The following is a 20,028-nucleotide window of genomic DNA, read 5'->3' on the forward strand; positions in this document are numbered from 1 at the left end:
AAGACTTGAGGTTCAAGACTTGCACCAAACGTGCCAAATGGCAGTGGTAAAGTCAGGGCAAACAATGGCGAAGCAAGGGCAGATCGCAAATCAGGGGCTGGATGGCCTGACAACTGCGGCGAAGGATGCGGCGGCCAACGGTAAAGCCGGCAAGGGCCTGCCGCCGGTGCATCTGTGGAATCCGCCATTCTGCGGCGATCTCGACATGCGAATCGCTGGCGATGGTACGTGGTTCTATTTGGGGACGCCGATCGGCCGGCCCGCATTGGTGCGGTTGTTCTCAACGATCCTGAAGCGTGAGGGCGGCAAGCACTTTCTCGTGACCCCCGTGGAAAAGGTCGGCATCACCGTGGACGATGCCCCATTTCTCGCCGTCGAGATGCTCAAGGAGCAGGACACGCGCGGCACGGTGTTGAAGTTTCGCACCAATGTGGACGATTGGGTGGAGTGTGACAGCATACACCGGCTGCGATTCGAGATGGCTGAGGACGGCGGGTTGACGCCCTATCTGCATGTCCGCAGTGACCTATGGGCCAAGGTGACGCGGGCGGTCTATTACGATCTGGTTGACATGGGCGAGGAGCGGATGGTCGATGGTACTGCGATGTTCGGCATCGCCTCCGCGGGCGCGTTTTTCGCCATGGCCGATGCGGAGCAGGTGAGGGAAGCTACATAAGTGAGCCGGGCGAATGAGCCGATGCTGAAGACCGACGCGGATGCCGCGGATATCGGTTCAGTTGAGTTTTTCAAGCGGGCGAAGGCACGCCTGAATTTCGATGTGCCAGAGGGGCTCACCGATGCCAGCATCATTCCCGTCACCGGCGATGCCGGCAACGACCGCATGATCCAGATTGTGGCGCAGGAGCGGCCGATCCGTCCGGCCGCGGTCCTGATCGGCATCGTCGAACACGAACAACCAACCGTGCTGCTTACCCAGCGCTCCGCGCATCTCAACGATCATGCCGGACAGATCTCGTTTCCCGGTGGCAAGATCGATCCGACCGATGTCTCGCCGCTGGACGCCGCGTTGCGCGAGGCCGAGGAGGAAATCGGTCTCGATCGCTCCTTCGTCGAGCCGATCGGCTATCTCGACCTGTATGCGACCGGCTTCGGCTTTCGCATCCTGCCGACGCTGGCGCGGGTGAAGCCGGGCTTCAGTCTCACGATCAACGAGAACGAAGTCGAAAGCGCATTCGAGGTGCCGCTGGCGTTTCTGATGGACCCCGCCAATCATCAGTTGCACAGCAAGGAATTCCGCGGCATGGAGCGGTCCTATTACGCGATGCCGTTCGCCGAACGTTATATTTGGGGCGCTACCGCAGGCATCCTGCGCGTGCTGTATGAACGGATCGTGCTCACATGATCCGTCCGGTTCTGACCGAAGTCGGCATTTTCCTCATCCCGTTCGCTCTTTATGCCATTTTCCTCATCGCGACCAAGAATGGCGTGACACTGAAATCGTCATGGCCGATGCCGGTGATGATCAGGCTCGCCATCGCTGCCGCCGTGCTGGTGATTGTCAGCCTCGTGCTGCTGGCGCAGTTTTCCGGCGCGCCGCCGGGATCGACCTATGTCCCGGCGCATATCGAAAACGGCAGGCTCGTTCCCGGGGTCGAAAAATGAGCGTGCGCAAACTGCACGACGCGCCGTGGCTCACGTCAGGACCGTCCGGGCAGGTGCTGGCGCTGCTCAATGGCAATGGCGAGGAAGCCCGCGCGGTCGGCGGCGCTGTGCGCAACGCTCTGATGAAATTGCCAGTGGGCGAAATCGATATAGCCACGACGGCCATGCCCGATGAAGTGATCCGCCGCGCCAAGGCGGCCCATATCAAGAGCGTCCCGACGGGCATTGAGCACGGTACGGTGACGCTGGTGGTCGATGGCGCACCGTTCGAGGTCACGACATTGCGCGAAGACGTCGAGACCTTTGGCCGCAAGGCCAAGGTGGCGTTCGGGCGCGACTGGAAGCGCGATGCCGAACGACGTGATTTCACGATGAACGGCCTTTCGGCATCCATCGACGGCGTGGTGCATGATCATGTCGGAGGCCTGTCCGATCTCGATGCCCGGCGGGTGCGCTTCATCGGCGATCCCGACCGGCGCATCGCCGAAGACTATCTGCGTATTCTCAGGTTCTTCCGCATTCATGCCGCCTATGGCGCCGGGACGCCGGATCGCGAGGGCTATCTCGCCAGCATTCGTGGCCGTGATGGACTGGCGGGAATATCGGCCGAACGTATCAGGATGGAGCTGCTGAAGCTGCTGGTGGCCGATGGGGCCTTCACGGCGGTGGATGCGATGGTCGATGCCGGCCTGATGCTACGGATCGCGGGCGGCGTCACCTACAAGGGACCATTCGCGGCGATGATCGCCATCGAGCAGGTGCTTGGGCAAAAACCCGATGCGGTTCTGCGGCTTGGCGCGCTCGGCGTGGCCGTCACCGAGGATGCGCGGCGGCTTGCGCAAAAGCTGCGGCTGTCCAATGACGAAACAAAGGCCTTGGATTCCATGGGCCATCGCTGGTGGCGGCTGAAGGGCATGGATGAATCCCATGCCCGGCGGCGGCTCTATCGCTTGGGCGAAACCCGTTATCGCAACCGCATGATGCTCGCCTGGGCCCGCGCCGGCCGCGATGCCGATGTAGAGGCGTGGAAAACGCTCGTAACCTTGCCGGAACGATGGACACCGCCGGTGTTTCCGCTCAGGGCCGCCGACTTCATGGCGCGCGGCATCGCCAAGGGCCCGGCGCTCGGCCATGTGCTGGCGCTGGCGGAAGATGCCTGGCTGGCGCTGGACTTTCCGATGGAGGTCGATGTGTTGACTGTTATCGCCGACCAAACGATTGCGCGATTCAAGCACGACCATCAGCTCTAAGTCTCGACGGTACCATGAAGCACGTCATTCGCCCCGGTTCTGCCGATATCAGCGATGATGCCGACGTCGTTGTGCCGTGGTGGAGTTTTACCAAGACGCTGATTGCCGCCGCGGCACTGACCATGGTGCGTGATGGACAGTTGCGTCTGGATGATGCGTTGCCGGGCGAGTCCTTTACGCTCCGCCAGTTGTTGCAGCATCGCGCCGGTCTGGCCGACTACGGTTCTGTTACGGCCTACCATGCGGCTGTCGCTGCCGGTGAAGACGCCTGGCCGGTGGATCAGCTGCTGCACTCAGTTTCTGCTCTGCATGCCGGAATTGAGCCGGGCCATTTCGCCTATTCGAATGTCGGCTATTTGCTGGTCCGGGAACATCTCGAACGCGTGAGCGGGCTGGGGCTCGATGCCTTGATACGACACCGGTTGCTCGAACCCTTCGGTGTGGTCGGGCCGCGCATCGCCAATCAACGCAGCGATCTCGCCGATGTCCGGATGGGCAATGCGCAGTCCTACGATCCGCGCTGGGTCTATCACGGGCTGGCGGTCGGGACATTGCGCGATGCCGCAATGCTATTGCACCGCTTGATGACGACGGACTTGCTGCCTGTGGGGCTGCGCGACGAGATGTGCCACGGAATCGCAGTGGGTGATCCCGGTACAGGACGTCCGTGGCAACACGCGGCTTACGGCCTTGGCGTTATGGCTGGAACGACAACCAGTAATTTACGCGTCGTCGGGCATACCGGCGGAGGTCCGGGCAGTGGCATCGCCGTCTATCATTGTCCCGAACATGCGCAAGCAACCGTTGCGGTCTTCGCGACCGACGGTGCTGCAGGCAATATCGAGGCGGACGCGTTCAAACTCGGTCTGCAAAGATGAGCAACAAGCCGCCGCCGGACATTTGCGCCCGGCGGCGGACGGCCTGATCAGGCCACTTTGCTCTTGTGCTCTTCTTCTTCGTCGTCGTGTTCTTCAGCTTCGTCCTCTTCGCTCTCGTCTTCGTCGTCATGCGGGATGACGAGGGCGAGTTCGAGCACGGCACGCGGAAGGGTCTCGCGGAACAGATCGCCTTCCTCGCCCAGCCAGATGCATTCGATGTTGTCGCCGTCAACGTCGGCCACGGTCAGCGGGCAACCGCCCGACTTCAGCATGACGACATCGCCTGATTTCAATTCCATGGTCGGCTCCCGAAATGTGTTTGACGCGTGCTGAGTCTAGCTGCGCGTCATGACAGGCCGAACACGGAGATGTTTCTACCAGCTATTTTTGCTGAAGCAGTTTTGCGAGTTCCGCGCTGAGGCCGACGCTCTCCAGCGCAGGCGGCGGGCTGCTGTCGAGACCTTTCGCTGCTGCGGCGATCACGGCACGCGTGCCGGTTTCGACGGAACACAAGACGGGTACCGGCACGTCAGCTTGGATGCGAGACGCAAGGCCGGCGAGTGCTGCGCCGCCAAGGATCACGACCTCGGCCCCGTCGTCCGTGGCACATGCGGTGCAGGCGCTGGCGAGTGCGGCCAGTGCTGCATCGGGGTTTCTCGCGATATCGCCGCCGGTCGGTGCGACGGTGCGCACCTTGGCGAGCTTGTCGGCCAAGCCGATGCTCCCGACGAACTCCCGGAGCATCGGCCCCCAGAGCGCGCCGCCCGTCACAATGGCGAAACGGCCGCGTCTGGATGCTTCGATGCACGATGCCTCCGCCATGCCGACCACGGGGACATCAGCGATCTCGCGCAAAGCCAGCAGGCCAGGGTCGCCGAAACAGGCGAGATAGACGGCATCGCAGCGGTCGCGATGCGTCGCATAGGCGTCGAGCGCCGCATGGCCTGCGATGGCCGCCGAGGCGCGCGTCGAGATGTAACGCGCTCCGAACCGGCCGGTCACCGGCACAAAGGTCGCGACATCGCCGGCTATGACCTCGACATGCCGTTTCACCAGCGTGGTGACGCTCTCGGTGGTGTTGGGATTGATCAACAGAATGCGCACAGGGGGGCTCTCGATGAGTCCGTCCACTATAGGCGTCAGCGCGGGAAATGCACGGCGATCATCGAAACGCATGCGGGAGCGCATATGGCGTGCCGCTCGCGGTGGTCTTAGCTACCGGCGCCGTAATAGGCTTCGCTGCGGATGATCTGGTGATCGGCGTCGAAATCCATCATTTCGCAGGCCCGAGTCGGTCCACCGGGCAGCGGCGCGCTCCACCAGACCGTCAGGCGCTGTAACTCGCCGTCCCAGGCGGTGCTTTCCAGGGTGAGGCGCGGCTCTGTCAGCCCGCCATAGGCCGCATGCCAGTAGGTGCGAATGGCGTCGCGTCCCTTTATGGTGGATGATCCCGCCAGTTTCGTTGCCAGCGGGCTGCGCATCTCACCTTCGGGAGCAAAATGATTAACGATCGTATCGATCGCAAGCCGATTCCAGTCGGTAGCCCATTGCTGCGCGAATGCCATCGCGTCCTGCCGCGTCAACATGCATCCTGTCTCCCTGTCGTGAGCCTTCGATGAGCCCATCTTCTGTGAAGCCTAACACCGCCCGCAATCAAGTCAATGTTATTGACCTGAAGAAGCTCGATCCACTCGATGATGCACTGGCGCTGATGTATTTCGGATGGCGCGGGATGACGCGTGCGGCTGACGAGTATCTGGCGACGGTCGGTCTGTCTCGGGTTCACCATCGCATTCTCTATGCCGTGCTGCGCGGCGAGGGCATTACGATGTCGGATCTACTGGCGATCCTGCAGATTTCGAAACAGGCGCTGCATCGCCCGATGAAGCAATTGCTCGATGAGGGCTATGTGGCCGTCAAGCGCGATCCGACGCGGCATCGTTTCAAGATTCTTGAACTGACGCCCGCCGGCCGCGCGGTCGAGCGCATCGCATCCGGTCATGAGCGTAAGATCATGGCCCGCGCCTTCAAGAAGGCGGGGGCGGGCAGCCAGGCCGCATGGTCGGCGGTGATGGCGGAGGCGGCGCGCGACTAGCCAAGTTCAGGTCTTAAGGTCAACAATATTGACTTGAAAGGCAAGCTCTGCCATCCCGGTCCCATAACAAGGATGTTCACGGGACGGCGGAGGCAAACATGACAACTGAGATTGGTGACGCGAGCAGCGGCCTGAAGCTTGTGCAGCAGGCCTTCGCCGCAGGCGGATTTGCGCGCGGCATCGGCCGCACACTCGGCATCAAGGGCGAGTCCGCAGAGCAGGGCAAGGTTGTGCTGGTCGGCTCGCCGAACGAGGATCACTACAATCCGCTCGGAACGGTGCATGGCGGTTACGCAGCCACGATGCTGGACGGCGCTATCGCATTGGCAGTGCAGACCTCGCTACCTGCGGGCACTGGTTACGCGACGTTCGATCTCAAGGTCACCTATATCCGTGCCATGACGGCCGCGTCAGGGCCGATCCGCGCCGAAGGCCGTATCATTCACATGGGGCGCAGGATGGCTGCTACGGAGGGCACACTAACCGACAAGGATGGCAGGCTTTGCGCGCATGCGACCGCGACCTGCATGATCACAGGGAAAGACTAGAGCATGATCCCGAAAACTGGATTCCGCTTTTCGCCGACAAACGAATTCGTTTGTCGAGAGATCATACTCCAATAAAGACTCTAACCCTTCGGACCGAAATATACGCAGCTCTCGTTGCAGCTGTCGCGAAACACGCCGACGCGGACGACCGGAGCCTTGTCGGCGACGCGGTCCCAGATGAAGCGCGAGAGATTTTCCAGCGTCGGAATGCCGATCGCTTCGATCTTGTTGAGAAACTTGTGGTCGAGCGTCTTGCGCAGCTCATCGAGGCTGCGGTCGAGCAAGCCGAGATCCATCACCATGCCGGTCACGGGATCCGGCACGCCGCGGATGGTGACTTCGGCGCGGAAGGAGTGGCCATGGATTTCCTGGCTCACTTCGCCGAGCGTGGTGTGGGACAGCGCATGCGCTGCCTCGAAGCGAAACGATTTGGTCAATTCCCACATCGGAAGTCGTCGTCCTTAGAAGTCCAGGTCCTTAGCGGATCCCAAGTGTCTTGTGTGTCTGCACGCTCAGTCGCCATTGCGGATGGCGCAGGCAATAGTCCACCGCGTCAGCGGTATTGCTGATGGCGTCCGGGCCGTCCATCGGCTGCAACGAGAAACGCTCGAAGGTGAGGCCTTCGAATTTCTCCGGCATCGCCTGTGGTTGCGGATAGACCAGCTTCAATTCGTGTCCGCTGTGCACCACCAGTTCCGCACCGGCCTTCGGGCTGACGCAGATCCAGTCGATGCCTTCGGGCGGCGCGACCGTGCCGTTGGTCTCGACGCCGATCTCGAAGCCGCGCGCATGCAATGCGTCGATCAGTTCGGCGTCCACCTGCAGCAGCGGCTCGCCGCCGGTCAGCACCACATAGCGGTTATCGGAAGGGCCCACCCATTGCGCGGCGATGGTGTCGGCGAGCTGGTCGGCGGTGGGGTAACGACCGCCCAGCGTGCCGTCCATACCGACGAAGTCGGTGTCGCAGAACTGGCAGGTGGCCTCGGCGCGGTCCTGTTCCCGGCCCGTCCAGAGATTACAGCCGGAAAACCGGCAGAATACAGACGCGCGGCCGGCATGGGCGCCTTCGCCCTGTAGTGTCAGGAAAATCTCTTTGACCGCGTAACTCACTGTCTTAGCTCTCTAAAACCGGCATGCCCGATCCGGCTCGGGCACATCTCGGTTCCATATGGGGTAAGCCGCGGCTCTTAGCACGGCTGGCCGGTGGATGTCCCGGCCGATCACCGACATGTCAATTGCGATGTCCGGCGCGGGCCGCCAAAGGTCGATGACATCACGTCAAATTGTCGCACCTGGATACCATGCAGCCGTCGCTCGTCACATCCGGCAGTTCTGCCGCCGCCACGCGTACGTGCGGGACCTGCACCATGTGCTGCAAGGTCTATCGCATCGACGACCTCGCCAAGCCGGCCGGCAAGTGGTGCAAGCACTGCGCGATCGCGCAGGGCTGCAAGATCTATGACACCCGGCCGCAGCAATGCCGCGCCTTCGATTGCGTCTGGATCCAGGACGACGAGATGCCGGAATCCTGGAAGCCGGAAAACTCCAAAATCGTGTTCTCGGTCTATCCGACCACCGGGTTCATCTATGGGCAGGTCGATCCCGGCTCGCCTTTCGCCTGGCAGAAGGAGCCGATCCATTCCGGCCTGATCGCCTGGTCGGAGAAGCTGCTGGCAGAACGTCGCCACCTGCTGATCTTCGTTGGTGGCAATGCCACGCTGATCATGCCCACCGGCCCGGTGCCGATCGGTCCGATGTCGCCGGCGGATGGCTTCATCATCCGCGAAACCTTCACGGCGAAGGGCAAGGACTACATCGCCACGCGTGTGCCGAGCGGGCGGTAGTCAGCCCATCTCGGGCATCAACCCTCAGCGTAACGGCACGTTCAGTCGGTCGCCTATGAGCTGGTAGAGACGCGAGGCGACTACGGCCACGAGCGTCAACGCAACAACCAGTATTGCGCCGAACCACAGCGTACTCACAACCATACCCACATGGTTTCTCGAGCCCACCAGCGGTGCGACCGCAAGAGCAAGCAAGCCGATTGGAATAAGCGGCAGGATCGTTGCCATGAGCACGAACCAGATGTGACGGCGTGTGTCGCTTACTGCATTTTGCCAGGTGGCTCCCGGGGCATCGACAGCCACCGCCGGTAGAAGTGCGAGGCAATACTGGACGGCGACCAAGCCGGTGAGATGGATAATGGTCACGACCACCGAGCGACTGGAGCCGGGGAATGATTGACCAGCGCTATAATAAACAGGACCTCTTGGCGTCGTGAGGGCTTCCAGAAGTGATGGCACGCCCATGATGAAAACAGCCAAAGCGAGCCAGCCGAAATATGACTGGAAACGCGGTTCGGACGGTGTGAAATCGTATTGCTGGGTCAATTCGCCGAGCACGACAAGTCGATGGATTGCTAGCAAGAACGGCGTCAGCAGGAAACATAATCCGGTCGTTATCGTTTGTCGGGCAAGCGCTTGTGCGATTGGATCTCGTGTCAGGAACAACGGTCCAATCAGCGCCGCCACAGTGCCGATGGATACGATCGCAGTCGCGATCAGTGCAGGAAGCCAAGCCGTTCGTAGGGCATGATACAAATCCCAGTAGGCCCATACGAGCATGTTGAGAACTGACGGACGGGTGCGAGTCATCAAGGGTCTCCCGATAATGACCGGTATCAGTATCCCGTCCGTCTTAAAGACGTCGCTGCGCGCGTCGTTAACAAATCATGACGTTTGTCGAAGAACGTGCCTCAGAGTCCTCTGTTTGTATGAACGTGATGCTGTCCGAAAATCGGCGGCCGCTTCTCGGGGTCGCGCTCTAGCCGCGCGTCTGCCTGAGCGCTTCACCGAGCGCCATGGCCACCGTCATCGCCAGATTGATCGAGCGCAGATCCTGGCGCATCGGAATCACCAGCCGTGTATCGGCAGCCGCTGCGACGTCGTCCGGCACCCCGGCGGATTCCCGCCCGAACATCAGGATGTCATTGGTGTCATAGCGATGATCGAGATAGGGCTCCGCGCCCTTGGTGGTGAACAGCGCGAGGCGATGACCGGCCTTGCGCCGCCAGTCCTCGAAATGCCGCCATGAATCGTGCCGGACGATCGATACCTGATCGAGATAGTCCATGCCGGCGCGGCGGAAATGGCGGTCGGAGGTCGGAAAGCCCGCCGGTTCGATAATATGAGCTTCGACATCGAGACAGGCACAGAGCCGCAGGATGGTGCCGGTGTTCTGCGGAATGTCAGGCTGGTAGAGGGCGATGCGCACGGCGGACTTTCTCCGGCCGCATCTTGATCGACGCGACCCATGTCAGGCGATAGCGCCTGACATGCAGTCGGACAAGGCCGGCGGCTCTATTCCGCCGGCGCGAGTCGCGTATTCGAACGTGCTTCCGTTGTCTCGCGTACCTTCACGCGTGCGCGGCGCTTGCGCCACCAGATCACCACGCCGGTCACTGAGAGCGCCGCCACGACCAGGCCCATCGCCGAAATCAGGATGCGGCCGGGCAGACCCAGGATTCGTCCCGAATGCATCGGGAACTGCATCTGCACAAAGATGTCGGCGGCGGTGCCGACCCAGGGCAGCTTGGCGCCGAGCGGACGGCCGTCTTCGCTGTCGTAAAAAAGCGACGGCGGGCCGACGCCTGCGGCGCCGTGATCGTCGCCAGGCTCGAAGAAGAACACCTGATACACGCCGTGTGCCGGGCCGTAGAACAGCGAGCCGATCGGTGTGGTCCAGCCGCGCGCCTTGCCGTCGGCGGTGGCGCGTTCGAGGATCTGGGCCCAGGTCATCTTGGGTTCGATCGGATTATCGAGGTGACGATACTCACGCTGCTCGTAAGGCGTCGGCGTGTAGTCCGAGAACTTCTTCATCAGCGGCGAGAACACCTCGAAATAGAGGTTCAGCGAGAACGCCGTGAAGGCGATGATGAAGAGCAGGGCCCAGGTCCACAGGCTGAAGGCGCGGTGGATGTCGAAATTGATCCGGTAGGCGCTGCCCGAGGTCTTGATCATCCAGGCCGGCTTCCAGCGCGCCCAGAACCCCTTGCCTAGTTCGCGCGCGACGGCGGGAGCGGCTCCCGCCTTGACGCGTTTGCGCGATGGCAGTGTCAGATAGAATCCGATGAAGCAATCGATGGTCCAGATGATGGCGATGACGCCGAGGATGCGCATGCCCCAGCGGTCGCTGCCCCAGAATTCCGGGATGTGCATCGTGTAGTGCAGCTTGTAGAGAAACGAGACGAAGTTCTCGCGGGTCACGGGCCAGACGGCGCCCCAATAGCGGCGGCCGAGTTCCTCACCGGTGTTGGGATCGAGGAAGATCTGATTGTAATCGAGCGTGTAACGCTTGCTTGTCGTGGGATCGATCCGCGGCAGAACAAAGAACGAGAGCGACTCATTCTTTTCCGGCGTCATGTACATGTGGATCACGCGCGCGCGCGGATCGCGCTGCTCGATCAAGCCCGCGAGTTCGATCGACGGTTTGGCGGGGCCTGCGGTGGTGACATCCTTCAGCTTGCTGTTGAGAAGATCGTCAAGCTCGTGATCCCACGAGATAACCGCGCCGGTGACGCCCGAGAAGAACAGGAAGGCGGCGGTGAGGAGTCCAGCCCAGCGATGCAGGCGCCCGAAGATCGATCTCATGGCGTTCCGCCCGTGTTGTTGTGGTCGCGTTTACTACCAAGTGTCGCCACTGCCGGTCGAGAGACCGGCGGTGGCGTATTGTCGCGTTTTAGGGTGATTCTAATGTTCACCAGCGATAGGTCAGCTTGGCGACGACTTTGCGCGAGTCACCGTAGAAGCAGCCATAGACGGGGCTGTAGCAGGATGAAACATAGCGGGTGTCCGCAATGTTGGTGACGTTGAGCGCGAGCCGGTAGTTCTTCTGATTATAGGCCAGCAGCGCGTCGACCACGGTGGCTCCCGGCACCTTGCTTGTGTTGGCATCGTCGGCCCAGCTATCGCCGATATAGCGAATGCCGCCGCCGACCTGGACGCCCTCGAACAGGCCGCCTTGCATCGTGTAGTCGCTCCAGATGCCCAAGCGATTCATCGGCACGGTGGTCAGAGCCTTGCCAACATTCACCGGATCCTTGGTGACTTCGATGTCGATGTAGGAATAGGCGGCGCGGACATTGAAGCCGGCGGCGAGGGTGGCGGTGGCTTCCACTTCGATGCCGCGCGAATTGACCTCGCCGGTTTGAATCGCCGTGAATGGCGCAACAGGCAGGAAGCGAACGACATTTTGCCGGGTCAGGTCGAAGGCGGCAAGCGTGATCATCGCATTGATGCCGACCGGCTGATACTTGATGCCGACCTCATGCTGATGCGCTGTTTCCGGCGCCAGCAGACTGCCATTGGCGATGTTCAGCACCGGCAGGAACGACTCCGAGTAGCTGTAATAGGGCGCCACGCCGCTGTCGAAATTGTAGATCACGCCCGCACGACCGGTGAAGGCCGAGGCGTCGGTGGAGGTCGATGAACCGTCCATGTAGTTGTCGTAGGTCGTCTTGGCGAAATCCTGCCGGCCGCCGAGCTGGACCGAGAGCCGGCCGAGCTTGATCTGGTCCTGGGCATAGATGCCGACCTGCGATTGCTTCACGCGATAGTCTTCGTAGAGGGCGCCCTTGGTCCAGGTGTTGGTGTAGACGGGGTTGAAGACGTTGAGGGGATCGGCGCTGTAGCTCGTGTTGACGTCGGTCGATGTCGTGTTTCGATAGTCTATGCCGAACAGCGTGGTGTGGCTCAGGATGCCGGTGGTGAAGTGGCCCTCCAGCTGGTTGTCGACGGCGATGGAGTTGATCGTCGAGGCCGATGATCCGCCGTAGCGGTAGAGCAGCCCGGCGGCTTCGTCGAGGTAACCGCCGGCATTGATGCTGTCGGATTCGTTGTGCATCCACGAGTAGCGCAGGTTCTGCCGGAAGGTCAGGTTGTCGTTGATGTTATGCGCGAACAGGTAGCCAACCGAAGCGATCTCATTGTCGTATCTGTTGAAGCCGGGTTCGCCGGTGTTGCGGTTGATAGGGATGATGCGGCCCGCATTCGGATAGATCGTGCCGGATGCCGGCAGGAACTGCAGACCCCAGCCGTTCTTCTCCTTCTGATAATTCGCCAGCACTGTGAGTGTGGTGTCTTCGTTCGGCTTGAAGGTGACGGCCGGCGCGATGAAGACGCGGCTGTCCCTGGCGTCATCGACCTGGGTGCCGCCGTCGCGGACCAGACCGGTCAGGCGATAGAGCACCGTGCCTTCCTTGTTGGCGGGACCGCCAAAATCGAACTCGCCCTGATAGCGGTCGAAACTGCCGCCTGACACCGAGATTTCGCCGAACTGCCGGGCGGTCGGAAGCTTGCTGACATAGTTGAGAATGCCGCCCGGCCCGCTGCCACCATACATCACCGAGGACGGCCCTTTCAGTACCTCGAGACGAGACGCGCCAAAGGGATCGAGGCTGTCGAAATGGATATAGGGCGTGCTGGGTAGCCGCAGGCCGTCGAGATACAGCCCCTGCTGCGTCATGTCGAAGCCGCGGATCTGGATGCCGCCATTGCGGGTGTCGGAACCGCCATTGACGTCGCCATTGGCGCCCGCGGTGTAGCGCAGCGCCTGGGTGAGGGTCTGTGCGTCCTGGGTCTTGATCTGGTCGGAGGTGATCACCGAGATCGATTGCGGAGTTTCCATGATCGGGGTGTCGGTCTTGGTGGCGGAGCCGCTGCGATTGGCGACGAAACCGATCACGGGGCCGCCGGCGCGCTCACCGGCGTTGGGATTGGCTGGTGCCACCGGTGCCGCCTGCGGCGCACGGGCTGTGCGATTGGTGCGGGCGGCGCGGCTGGTCGATGCGCGCTGGGTCGGCCTGGCCGTCGCCGGACGCGTACGCTGCTGCGGCGCATCCACCGTCACTGGCGGCAGGGCAGACTGAGCGTCGGCAGTACCTGTCGGAATCGACAAAGCGAGACCGCTGACGGCGCAAAGACATAGAGCCCGAAGCGTGTGCAGCCGAGTTGCCGATTCGATGAAGTGGGATGTTGTCATGACGCTGCGATGCCCCAGTTAGGCCGGCTCTACCGGTAAAATTTGGATGCTTTCGCTTTAGCGCAGGCGAAGAATGAGAACAGAATTAGGGATTTAGAACGTCTTCAAACGCGCTACTTGAGCGCGATTTGTTGCTGAAACGACGCAGAATTATTCACGATCATGAATTGTTGCTGTTTTTGCCTGACCGTCGCGCGAATCGTGGCGCGCGCGAGGTGTCCGGAAAACCGGCGGAGCGCTATCGACTGCGAATCGCGATCCCTTGTCCCGCCAAAAGCCTGATGGCCGTTTCCGATAGTCACGACGTGCCGAATTATCCGCCGCGCGGAAAGGCGTTGATTCTGTGGTGCATCGCATCTTGCTTCGCCGATCGTAGGCTTGCACTGCCGCACCAAGGGTGCCAATAGAACGATTCTGGACTGCGTGTTCTGCCTGTTAGGCAAGGACTAGTAGGCCTCTGCCGCCGTGGGGAGAATCGCGGGCGTCGGTTTTTTGCTTCAGGTCAACGCAAAGGCGTGACCGGGGGTGTCTAAGCCGGCTGCAGATAAGAAAGGGTTGGGATCGTGACGACAACGTCTTCGGCGGAACACACGCGCCGTGATTTCTTGTTCGTGGCCACTGGGGCAGTGGCTGCAGTGGGCGCCGCAGCCGCCGTCTGGCCGCTGATTTCTCAAATGAATCCAGATGCTTCGACCATCGCGGCGGGTGCGCCGATCGAGGTCGATCTGGCCCCCATCGCCGAGGGGCAGGACATCAAGGTGTTCTGGCGCGGCAAGCCGATCTACATCATGAACCGGACCAAGAAGCAGGTCGAAGAGGCGCGCGCCGTTCCGGTGTCGAGCCTGCCCGATCCGCAGACCGATCAGGCCCGCGTCAAGGAAGGCCACGACCAGTGGTTGGTCGTCATCGGCATCTGCACCCATCTGGGCTGTATCCCGATTGCTCACGAAGGCGCTTACGACGGCTTTTTCTGCCCCTGCCACGGTTCGGTCTACGACACTTCGGGCCGCATCCGTCAGGGTCCGGCGCCGCTCAACCTGCCGATCCCGCCTTACGCCTTCGTCTCTGACACCAAGATCAAGATCGGCTGAGCTGTCGGATCCCATCCGATCTCGCGCCGATAGTGTTTTTCTCTTCTCAGGATCGCATCATGAGCGGACCATCGACCTACCAGCCGACCAATCCCGCTTTGCAGTGGATTGAAAAGCGTCTGCCAATTATCGGCCTCGTCCATTCCTCCTTCGTTGCCTATCCGACACCGCGTAACCTGAACTACTGGTGGACGTTCGGCGGCATTCTCTCCTTCATGCTCGGCGTACAGATCGTCACCGGTGTGATCCTGGCGATGCACTACACGCCGCATGTGGACATGGCCTTCAATTCGGTCGAGAGCATTGTCCGCGATGTGAATTACGGCTGGCTGCTGCGCTACCTGCACTCCAATGGTGCATCGATGTTCTTCATCGCCGTCTACATCCATATGCTGCGTGGCCTGTATTACGGGTCGTACAAGGCACCGCGCGAAATCCTCTGGATCCTTGGTGTGATCATCTACCTTCTGATGATGGCGACCGGTTTCATGGGCTACGTGCTGCCGTGGGGCCAGATGAGCTTCTGGGGCGCGACCGTCATCACCAACCTGTTCTCCGCGATTCCCTATGTGGGCGAGAGCATCGTGACCCTGCTGTGGGGCGGCTATTCGGTCGGCAATCCGACGCTGAACCGCTTCTTCTCGCTGCATTACCTGCTGCCCTTCGTGATTGCGGGCGTCGTCGTGCTGCACGTCTGGGCGCTACATGTCGCCGGTCAGAACAATCCGGCCGGCGTCGAGCCGAAGACCGAGAAGGATACCGTGCCGTTCACGCCCTACGCGACCATCAAGGATGGTTTCGGCATGGTCTGCTTCATGATCTTCTACGCCTGGTTCGTGTTCTACATCCCGAACTATCTCGGCGATCCCGATAACTACATTCCGGCCAATCCGGGTGTGACGCCCGCGCACATCGTGCCGGAATGGTACTACCTGCCGTTCTACGCCATCCTGCGTTCGATCCCGAGCAAGCTCGGCGGCGTCATCGCGATGTTCTCGGCGATCATCGTGCTGGCCTTCCTGCCCTGGCTCGATACCGCCAAGACCAAGTCGTCGAAGTATCGTCCGCTGGCCAAGCAGTTCTTCTGGATGTTCGTCGTGGTGGCTGTCCTGCTCGGCTGGCTCGGCGGCAAGCCCGCGGAAGGCATCTACATCATCGCCGGCCGCGTGTTGACGTTCTGCTACTTCGCCTACTTCCTGATCGTGCTGCCGATCCTCAGCCGTATAGAAACGCCGCGCGCAGTGCCGAACTCGATCGCTGACGATGTGCTGGCCAAATACGGCAAGAAGGTCGCATCCGCGATCGTCGCGCTGGTTCTCGCCGGTGGTCTGATGGCCGGCGGCACGCAGAGCGCCAAGGCTGCCGACGAGCATGGCGGCCCGACGCCGCCGTCTCTGAGCTGGTCGTTTGCCGGCCCGTTCGGCAAGTTTGACCGTGGTGCCCTGCAGCGCGGTTACAAAGTCTACAAGGAAGTCTGCTCGACCTGTCACTCGATGAGCCTGATCCACTTCCGCAACCTCGCGGACGTGGGCGGCCCGGGCTTCTCTGCGGCTCAGGCGCTGGCAGTGGCATCCGAGATCAAGGTGCAGGACGGTCCGAACGATGCCGGCGACATGTTTGAGCGTCCCGGTCGTCTCGCGGATCCATTTCCCAAGCCGTTCCCGAACGAGAACGCGGCGCGCGCGGCCAATGGCGGCGCCTATCCGCCGGATCTGTCACTGATGGCCAAGGCCCGCAACTACGACCGCGGCTTCCCGCAATTCGTGTTCGACTTCTTCACCCAGTTCCAGGAGAAGGGCCCGAACTATATCGACGCCCTGCTGCAGGGCTATGTCGATCCGGCGCCGAAGGATTTCGCGCTGCCGCCGGGCGCGTATTACAACAAGTACTTCCCCGGCCATGCCATCAAGATGCCGAAGCCGATCTCCGACGATCAGGTGACCTATGATGACGGCACCCCGCAGAAGGTCGAGAACTACGCCAAGGACGTTTCGACCTTCCTGATGTGGACCGCGGAGCCGCATCTCGAGGCCCGCAAGCGTATCGGCTTGCAGGTGATGGTGTTCCTGATCATCTTCGCGTTCCTGATGTATTTCACGAAGAAGAAGGTCTGGGCGAACGCTCACTGAGCGTCGCAAACATTCTTTCAAAAGGGCCCCCGATGGGGCCCTTTTTCGTTTTCAGCCTGTGCGCGCCCGGACCATGGATTCTCGAGGAACCGTTGACTAAGCTTCGCGCAAAGGCGGGAGACGCGGGCTCGGTGAGCGTCACGGATATCCACGCTCATCGGGGGGATGGATGGCGGGCGCGGCGATCGACGATATTCTGCTGAACATCAGTCCGGGTGGCCAGATGGCGCTCGGCATCGTGCTGGCGCTGATCATGTATGGCGTCGCGCTCGATCTTCGCGTCACCGATTTCGTCGATGTGTTCCGACGTCCGGCGGCGCCGCTCGCGGGGCTCGCCGCGCAACTGATCCTCCTGCCGGCGGTCACATGGGCGATCACCATGGTGTTGAAGCCGCAGCCTTCCATCGCGCTTGGCATGATGGTGGTGGCGGCCTGTCCTGGTGGCAACATCTCCAACCTCATCACTCATATGGCGCGCGGCAACACGGCGCTGTCGGTGTCGATGACCGGCATCTCCAGCCTGCTTGCGTCCGTCACGACGCCGCTGAACATCCTGTTCTGGGCCGGGCTCAATCCGCAAACCGCCGCACTGCTGCGCCAGGTGAGCGTCGATCCCGTCTCGTTCATCGGATCGACCGTGCTGCTGCTCGGCGTGCCGATGGTTGCCGGTTTGCTCACGGTGCGTCATCTGCCGGTGTTGGCAGACCGTCTGCGCCGGCCGCTGCAGATCCTGTCTTTTGTTTTTCTGATCGGCTTTATTCTTGCGGCAACGATCACCAACTGGCGCTACATCTCGGTGTTCTCGACATCCGTATTGCCGTTCGTGGTGCTGCATAACGCCATCGCGGTGGCGCTCGGCTGGGGCGTCGCGAAAATCCTCGGGCTCAGCGACTACGACACCCGCGCGCTGACCATCGAAGTCAGCATGCATAATTCCGGTCTGGGGCTGGCGCTGATCCTCACGCAATTCGACGGGCTTGGCGGGGCTGCGCTGGTCGCCGCTGGCTGGGGAGTCTGGCACCTCGTCTCCGGCTGGGCGCTGGCGGCCTGGTGGAAACGGCGCGATCCACATCCGGCACGCATTGAAGGTGCTGCATGAGCGACGCGATGGCGAATAGTGGGGTGCTGATCACCGGCGCTGCTGGCTTCATCGGCGGCGCGCTGTTGCGCGAGCTGGCGCGCGGTGACGGGCCGGTGACAGCGCTCGATCTGCGCGAGGTGCCACCGCAACAGCGTCTCAACGGCATTGCCTACGAGCATGGCGACATCCGAGATCCCACCTTGAAGGATGTCATCGCCCGCGTGAAGCCGCGCACCGTTGTGCATCTCGCCTCGGTCGTTGCCGTCGGAGGCGACGACCGGCGTGACTATGAGATCGATGTGCTGGGCACGCGCAATGTGCTGGAAGCCTGTCTCGCGGCAGGTGTGGACCACCTGATCGTGACTTCGAGCGGCGCGGCCTATGGCTATCACGCCGACAATCCCGTCCCGTTGCGCGAGACCGATCCGCTACGCGGCAACGAGGACTTTCCCTATGCGCGCAACAAGCGCGAAGTCGAGGAAATGCTGGCGCGATGGCGGCAAGATCATCCGCAACTGCGGCAGACCGTGTTCCGCCCCTGCACGGTGCTTGGGTCAACCACGAACAACCAGATCACTGCGCTGTTCGAGCGACCTGTTGTCACCGGCCTCAGTGGCACCGCAACGCCGTTCTCGCTGATCGCTGATTCCGATGTGGTGGCGGCACTGGCGCAGGCGGTGCGCACCGGCAAGGGCGGCATCTATAATCTCGCCGGCGATGGTACGCTCAGCCTGCGCGAGATCGCTCGGCTGAACGGCAAGCCGTTCGTTCCGATTCCGCCCGCGATGATGAAGGGCGCGCTATGGTTGCTCCATGCGCTCGGGCTGACCAAACTGACACCGCAGAATGTCAAATTCATCCAGTATCGTCCGGTACTCGACAACACCCGGCTCAAATCCGAATTCGGATATTCGCCCAAGCTTGATGCGCGCGCCGTGTTCGAACGCTATCGCGACGAGCGCCCGGAGCCGATGTCATGACCTTCCTTGTCATCGGCGCCGGTCCCGCAGGTCTTGCCGCAATCCAGAGCCTGAAGGCCGCTGGCCATGCTGTGGAAGCCGTCGAGCAGAACGCCGATGTCGGCGGGCAGTGGCTGTATGGCGCGGCGCCGAGTGCGGTCTATGCCTCGACGCATCTGATCTCGTCGAAGCGCACCACGGCTTTTGCGGATTTCCCGATGCCGGAGGACTGGCCCGCCTATCCGGGCCATCGCCGGGTGCTGGATTATCTGCAGAGCTATGCCCGGCATTTCGATCTCTACCCGCTGATCCGCTTCAACACCGGCCTGCGCAGCCTGACGCGGCAGGAAAGTGGATGGCACGCTGCTCTCAGCGACGGCACGTCGGCAGACTATGCCGGCGTCATCATCGCCAATGGCCATCTCAGCGATCCCCTGATCCCCAAAACGTCAGGCACCTTTGATGGCCCACTGATGCACGCCAAGGATTACAAAACCGCGGACATCTTCGCCGGCCAGCGCGTGCTCGTGGTGGGCATGGGCAATACCGGCTGCGACATTGTCGTCGATGCGGTCCATCGCGCGGATAAAGTGTTGTGGAGCGTGCGCGGCGGCAATCATTTCGTGCCGAAGTTTCTCGCCGGAAAACCGGCCGACGAAGGCAATCACAAGCCGAAGCGCTTCATCATTCCGAAGAACCTGCGCTCAAGGCTGCACGAGCCGATCCTGCGCTTCATCGTCGGCGCGCCGGAGCGTTTCGGTCTGCCCAAGCCGCAGCATCGGCTTTATGACCGCACACCGATCGTCAATTCGCTGGTGCTGCAGCATCTCGGCCAAGGCGATGTCAGCTTGCGCAAGCCGGTCCGCGAATTCAACGGCAAGTCGGTCGTGTTTGCCGATGGCCGCTGCGACGAGGTCGATCTGGTGCTGCTCGCGACCGGCTATCGGATCACGTTTCCGTTTCTCGGCGATCTCCGTGCACTCGATTGGCAGGACGCGATCGGTGCGCCCAGGCTGTTCATGAACATGTTTCCGTCGGAGGATAACGGCCTGTATGTGGCCGGGCTGCTGGAAGGCGCGGGCGTGGGTTGGGAAGGGCGTGCATTGCAGGCCCGCGTGATTGCAGCCTATCTCGCGGCCAAGGCCGCGCGGCCGGATGCGGCGGCAACGCTGCGGCAGGAGATCACACAGTGGTTCGCGCGGCCGCCTCGGCGCGACGGCGGCGAACACGGATTGTTTGTCGATTTTCTGACCTACAAGCGAGACCTGCAGCGCGTGCTGGCCCGGTTGAGTTGACACGTGAGGGGTCTATAAGTTGCCCCGAACCATTCCAGCGG

Annotated in this window: 22 protein-coding genes; 13 read left to right on the plus strand and 9 right to left on the minus strand. The window is 61.7% G+C overall.

The window, feature by feature from the left end:
• Positions 1-64 precede the first annotated feature (64 nt).
• The 5 genes from HP556_RS23130 to HP556_RS23150 are packed head-to-tail and all read left to right on the plus strand — an operon-like array spanning position 65 to position 3,751.
• Positions 65-676 (plus strand): DUF1285 domain-containing protein, encoded by a 612-nt coding sequence (locus HP556_RS23130; RefSeq protein WP_175368682.1) that lies wholly within the window; start codon positions 65-67, stop codon positions 674-676.
• Between the two features lie 21 nt (positions 677-697).
• Positions 698-1,363: a CoA pyrophosphatase gene (locus tag HP556_RS23135; protein ID WP_175368851.1), complete on the plus strand. Its 666-nt coding sequence runs from the start codon at positions 698-700 to the stop codon at positions 1,361-1,363.
• A complete protein-coding gene (locus tag HP556_RS23140) occupies positions 1,360-1,623 on the plus strand; it encodes a DUF6111 family protein (RefSeq protein WP_089262546.1) in 264 nt (87 codons plus the stop codon). The genes HP556_RS23135 and HP556_RS23140 overlap by 4 nt, the downstream gene beginning before the upstream one ends.
• Positions 1,620-2,873: a CCA tRNA nucleotidyltransferase gene (locus HP556_RS23145; protein WP_175368683.1), complete on the plus strand. Its 1,254-nt coding sequence runs from the start codon at positions 1,620-1,622 to the stop codon at positions 2,871-2,873. Before HP556_RS23140 ends, HP556_RS23145 begins: the two co-directional genes overlap by 4 nt.
• Positions 2,874-2,887: 14 nt before the next feature.
• A complete protein-coding gene (locus tag HP556_RS23150) occupies positions 2,888-3,751 on the plus strand; it encodes a serine hydrolase domain-containing protein (RefSeq protein ID WP_175368684.1) in 864 nt (287 codons plus the stop codon).
• Positions 3,752-3,798: 47 nt separating this feature from the next.
• Here HP556_RS23150 and HP556_RS23155 read toward each other — a convergent pair whose 3' ends face one another.
• The 3 genes from HP556_RS23155 to HP556_RS23165 form a co-directional block, all read right to left on the minus strand.
• Positions 3,799-4,050 (minus strand): YodC family protein, encoded by a 252-nt coding sequence (locus HP556_RS23155; RefSeq protein WP_093759610.1) that lies wholly within the window; start codon positions 4,048-4,050, stop codon positions 3,799-3,801.
• An 82-nt stretch (positions 4,051-4,132) separates the two neighbouring features.
• Positions 4,133-4,855 carry an aspartate/glutamate racemase family protein gene (locus HP556_RS23160; RefSeq protein ID WP_175368685.1) on the minus strand — a complete coding sequence of 241 codons (723 nt, stop codon included), beginning with the start codon at positions 4,853-4,855 and terminating at the stop codon, positions 4,133-4,135.
• A gap of 107 nt (positions 4,856-4,962) precedes the next feature.
• The gene (locus HP556_RS23165) at positions 4,963-5,337 is read right to left on the minus strand and encodes a nuclear transport factor 2 family protein (protein WP_175368686.1); all 375 of its coding nucleotides are present in this window, start codon (positions 5,335-5,337) and stop codon (positions 4,963-4,965) included.
• A gap of 29 nt (positions 5,338-5,366) precedes the next feature.
• Here HP556_RS23165 and HP556_RS23170 point away from each other — a divergent pair, with 29 nt between their 5' ends.
• Together HP556_RS23170 and HP556_RS23175 are read left to right on the plus strand one after the other, a co-directional pair.
• Positions 5,367-5,846 (plus strand): MarR family winged helix-turn-helix transcriptional regulator, encoded by a 480-nt coding sequence (locus HP556_RS23170; protein WP_120288360.1) that lies wholly within the window; start codon positions 5,367-5,369, stop codon positions 5,844-5,846.
• Positions 5,847-5,944: 98 nt separating this feature from the next.
• On the plus strand, positions 5,945-6,394 hold the full coding sequence (locus HP556_RS23175) for a PaaI family thioesterase (protein WP_175368687.1): 450 nt from the start codon (positions 5,945-5,947) through the stop codon (positions 6,392-6,394).
• 80 nt (positions 6,395-6,474) lie between these two features.
• On the opposite strand, the gene HP556_RS23180 is transcribed toward HP556_RS23175, so the two are convergent.
• Both HP556_RS23180 and queE read right to left on the minus strand, forming a co-directional pair.
• Positions 6,475-6,840 carry a 6-pyruvoyl trahydropterin synthase family protein gene (locus HP556_RS23180; protein ID WP_089262534.1) on the minus strand — a complete coding sequence of 122 codons (366 nt, stop codon included), beginning with the start codon at positions 6,838-6,840 and terminating at the stop codon, positions 6,475-6,477.
• 31 nt (positions 6,841-6,871) lie between these two features.
• A complete protein-coding gene (queE, locus tag HP556_RS23185) occupies positions 6,872-7,504 on the minus strand; it encodes a 7-carboxy-7-deazaguanine synthase (RefSeq protein ID WP_175368688.1) in 633 nt (210 codons plus the stop codon).
• 191 nt (positions 7,505-7,695) lie between these two features.
• Here queE and HP556_RS23190 point away from each other — a divergent pair, with 191 nt between their 5' ends.
• The gene (locus HP556_RS23190) at positions 7,696-8,238 is read left to right on the plus strand and encodes a hypothetical protein (RefSeq protein ID WP_175368689.1); all 543 of its coding nucleotides are present in this window, start codon (positions 7,696-7,698) and stop codon (positions 8,236-8,238) included.
• A gap of 24 nt (positions 8,239-8,262) precedes the next feature.
• Here HP556_RS23190 and HP556_RS23195 read toward each other — a convergent pair whose 3' ends face one another.
• The 4 genes from HP556_RS23195 to HP556_RS23210 all read right to left on the minus strand — a co-directional run bounded on the left by HP556_RS23195 (position 8,263) and on the right by HP556_RS23210 (position 13,348).
• Positions 8,263-9,048 carry a hypothetical protein gene (locus HP556_RS23195; RefSeq protein ID WP_175368690.1) on the minus strand — a complete coding sequence of 262 codons (786 nt, stop codon included), beginning with the start codon at positions 9,046-9,048 and terminating at the stop codon, positions 8,263-8,265.
• Between the two features lie 169 nt (positions 9,049-9,217).
• Entirely contained in the window at positions 9,218-9,667 is a 450-nt protein-coding gene (locus tag HP556_RS23200) for a TrmH family RNA methyltransferase (RefSeq protein WP_175368691.1), read from the minus strand.
• A gap of 86 nt (positions 9,668-9,753) precedes the next feature.
• A complete protein-coding gene (gene fsrB, locus HP556_RS23205) occupies positions 9,754-11,043 on the minus strand; it encodes a siderophore utilization protein FsrB (RefSeq protein WP_089262527.1) in 1,290 nt (429 codons plus the stop codon).
• 106 nt (positions 11,044-11,149) lie between these two features.
• Positions 11,150-13,348: a TonB-dependent siderophore receptor gene (locus HP556_RS23210; RefSeq protein ID WP_439075587.1), complete on the minus strand. Its 2,199-nt coding sequence runs from the start codon at positions 13,346-13,348 to the stop codon at positions 11,150-11,152.
• Between the two features lie 647 nt (positions 13,349-13,995).
• Here HP556_RS23210 and petA point away from each other — a divergent pair.
• From petA to HP556_RS23235, 5 genes are all read left to right on the plus strand, one after another.
• Entirely contained in the window at positions 13,996-14,523 is a 528-nt protein-coding gene (gene petA, locus HP556_RS23215; RefSeq protein ID WP_068733107.1) for a ubiquinol-cytochrome c reductase iron-sulfur subunit, read from the plus strand.
• Between the two features lie 59 nt (positions 14,524-14,582).
• Complete coding sequence (locus HP556_RS23220) at positions 14,583-16,652, plus strand: cytochrome c1 (RefSeq protein ID WP_175368692.1); 2,070 nt, start codon at positions 14,583-14,585, stop codon at positions 16,650-16,652.
• 169 nt (positions 16,653-16,821) lie between these two features.
• Positions 16,822-17,751 carry a bile acid:sodium symporter family protein gene (locus HP556_RS23225; protein ID WP_175368693.1) on the plus strand — a complete coding sequence of 310 codons (930 nt, stop codon included), beginning with the start codon at positions 16,822-16,824 and terminating at the stop codon, positions 17,749-17,751.
• Entirely contained in the window at positions 17,748-18,713 is a 966-nt protein-coding gene (locus HP556_RS23230) for an SDR family oxidoreductase (RefSeq protein ID WP_175368694.1), read from the plus strand. The genes HP556_RS23225 and HP556_RS23230 overlap by 4 nt, the downstream gene beginning before the upstream one ends.
• Positions 18,710-19,987, plus strand: coding sequence for a flavin-containing monooxygenase (locus tag HP556_RS23235; protein ID WP_175368695.1), 1,278 nt, complete (start codon positions 18,710-18,712; stop codon positions 19,985-19,987). The genes HP556_RS23230 and HP556_RS23235 overlap by 4 nt, the downstream gene beginning before the upstream one ends.
• The last annotated feature ends 41 nt before the right edge of the window (positions 19,988-20,028 follow it).

The sequence above is a fragment of the Tardiphaga robiniae genome, assembly GCF_013359755.1.
Taxonomy (GTDB): Bacteria; Pseudomonadota; Alphaproteobacteria; order Rhizobiales; family Xanthobacteraceae; genus Tardiphaga; species Tardiphaga robiniae.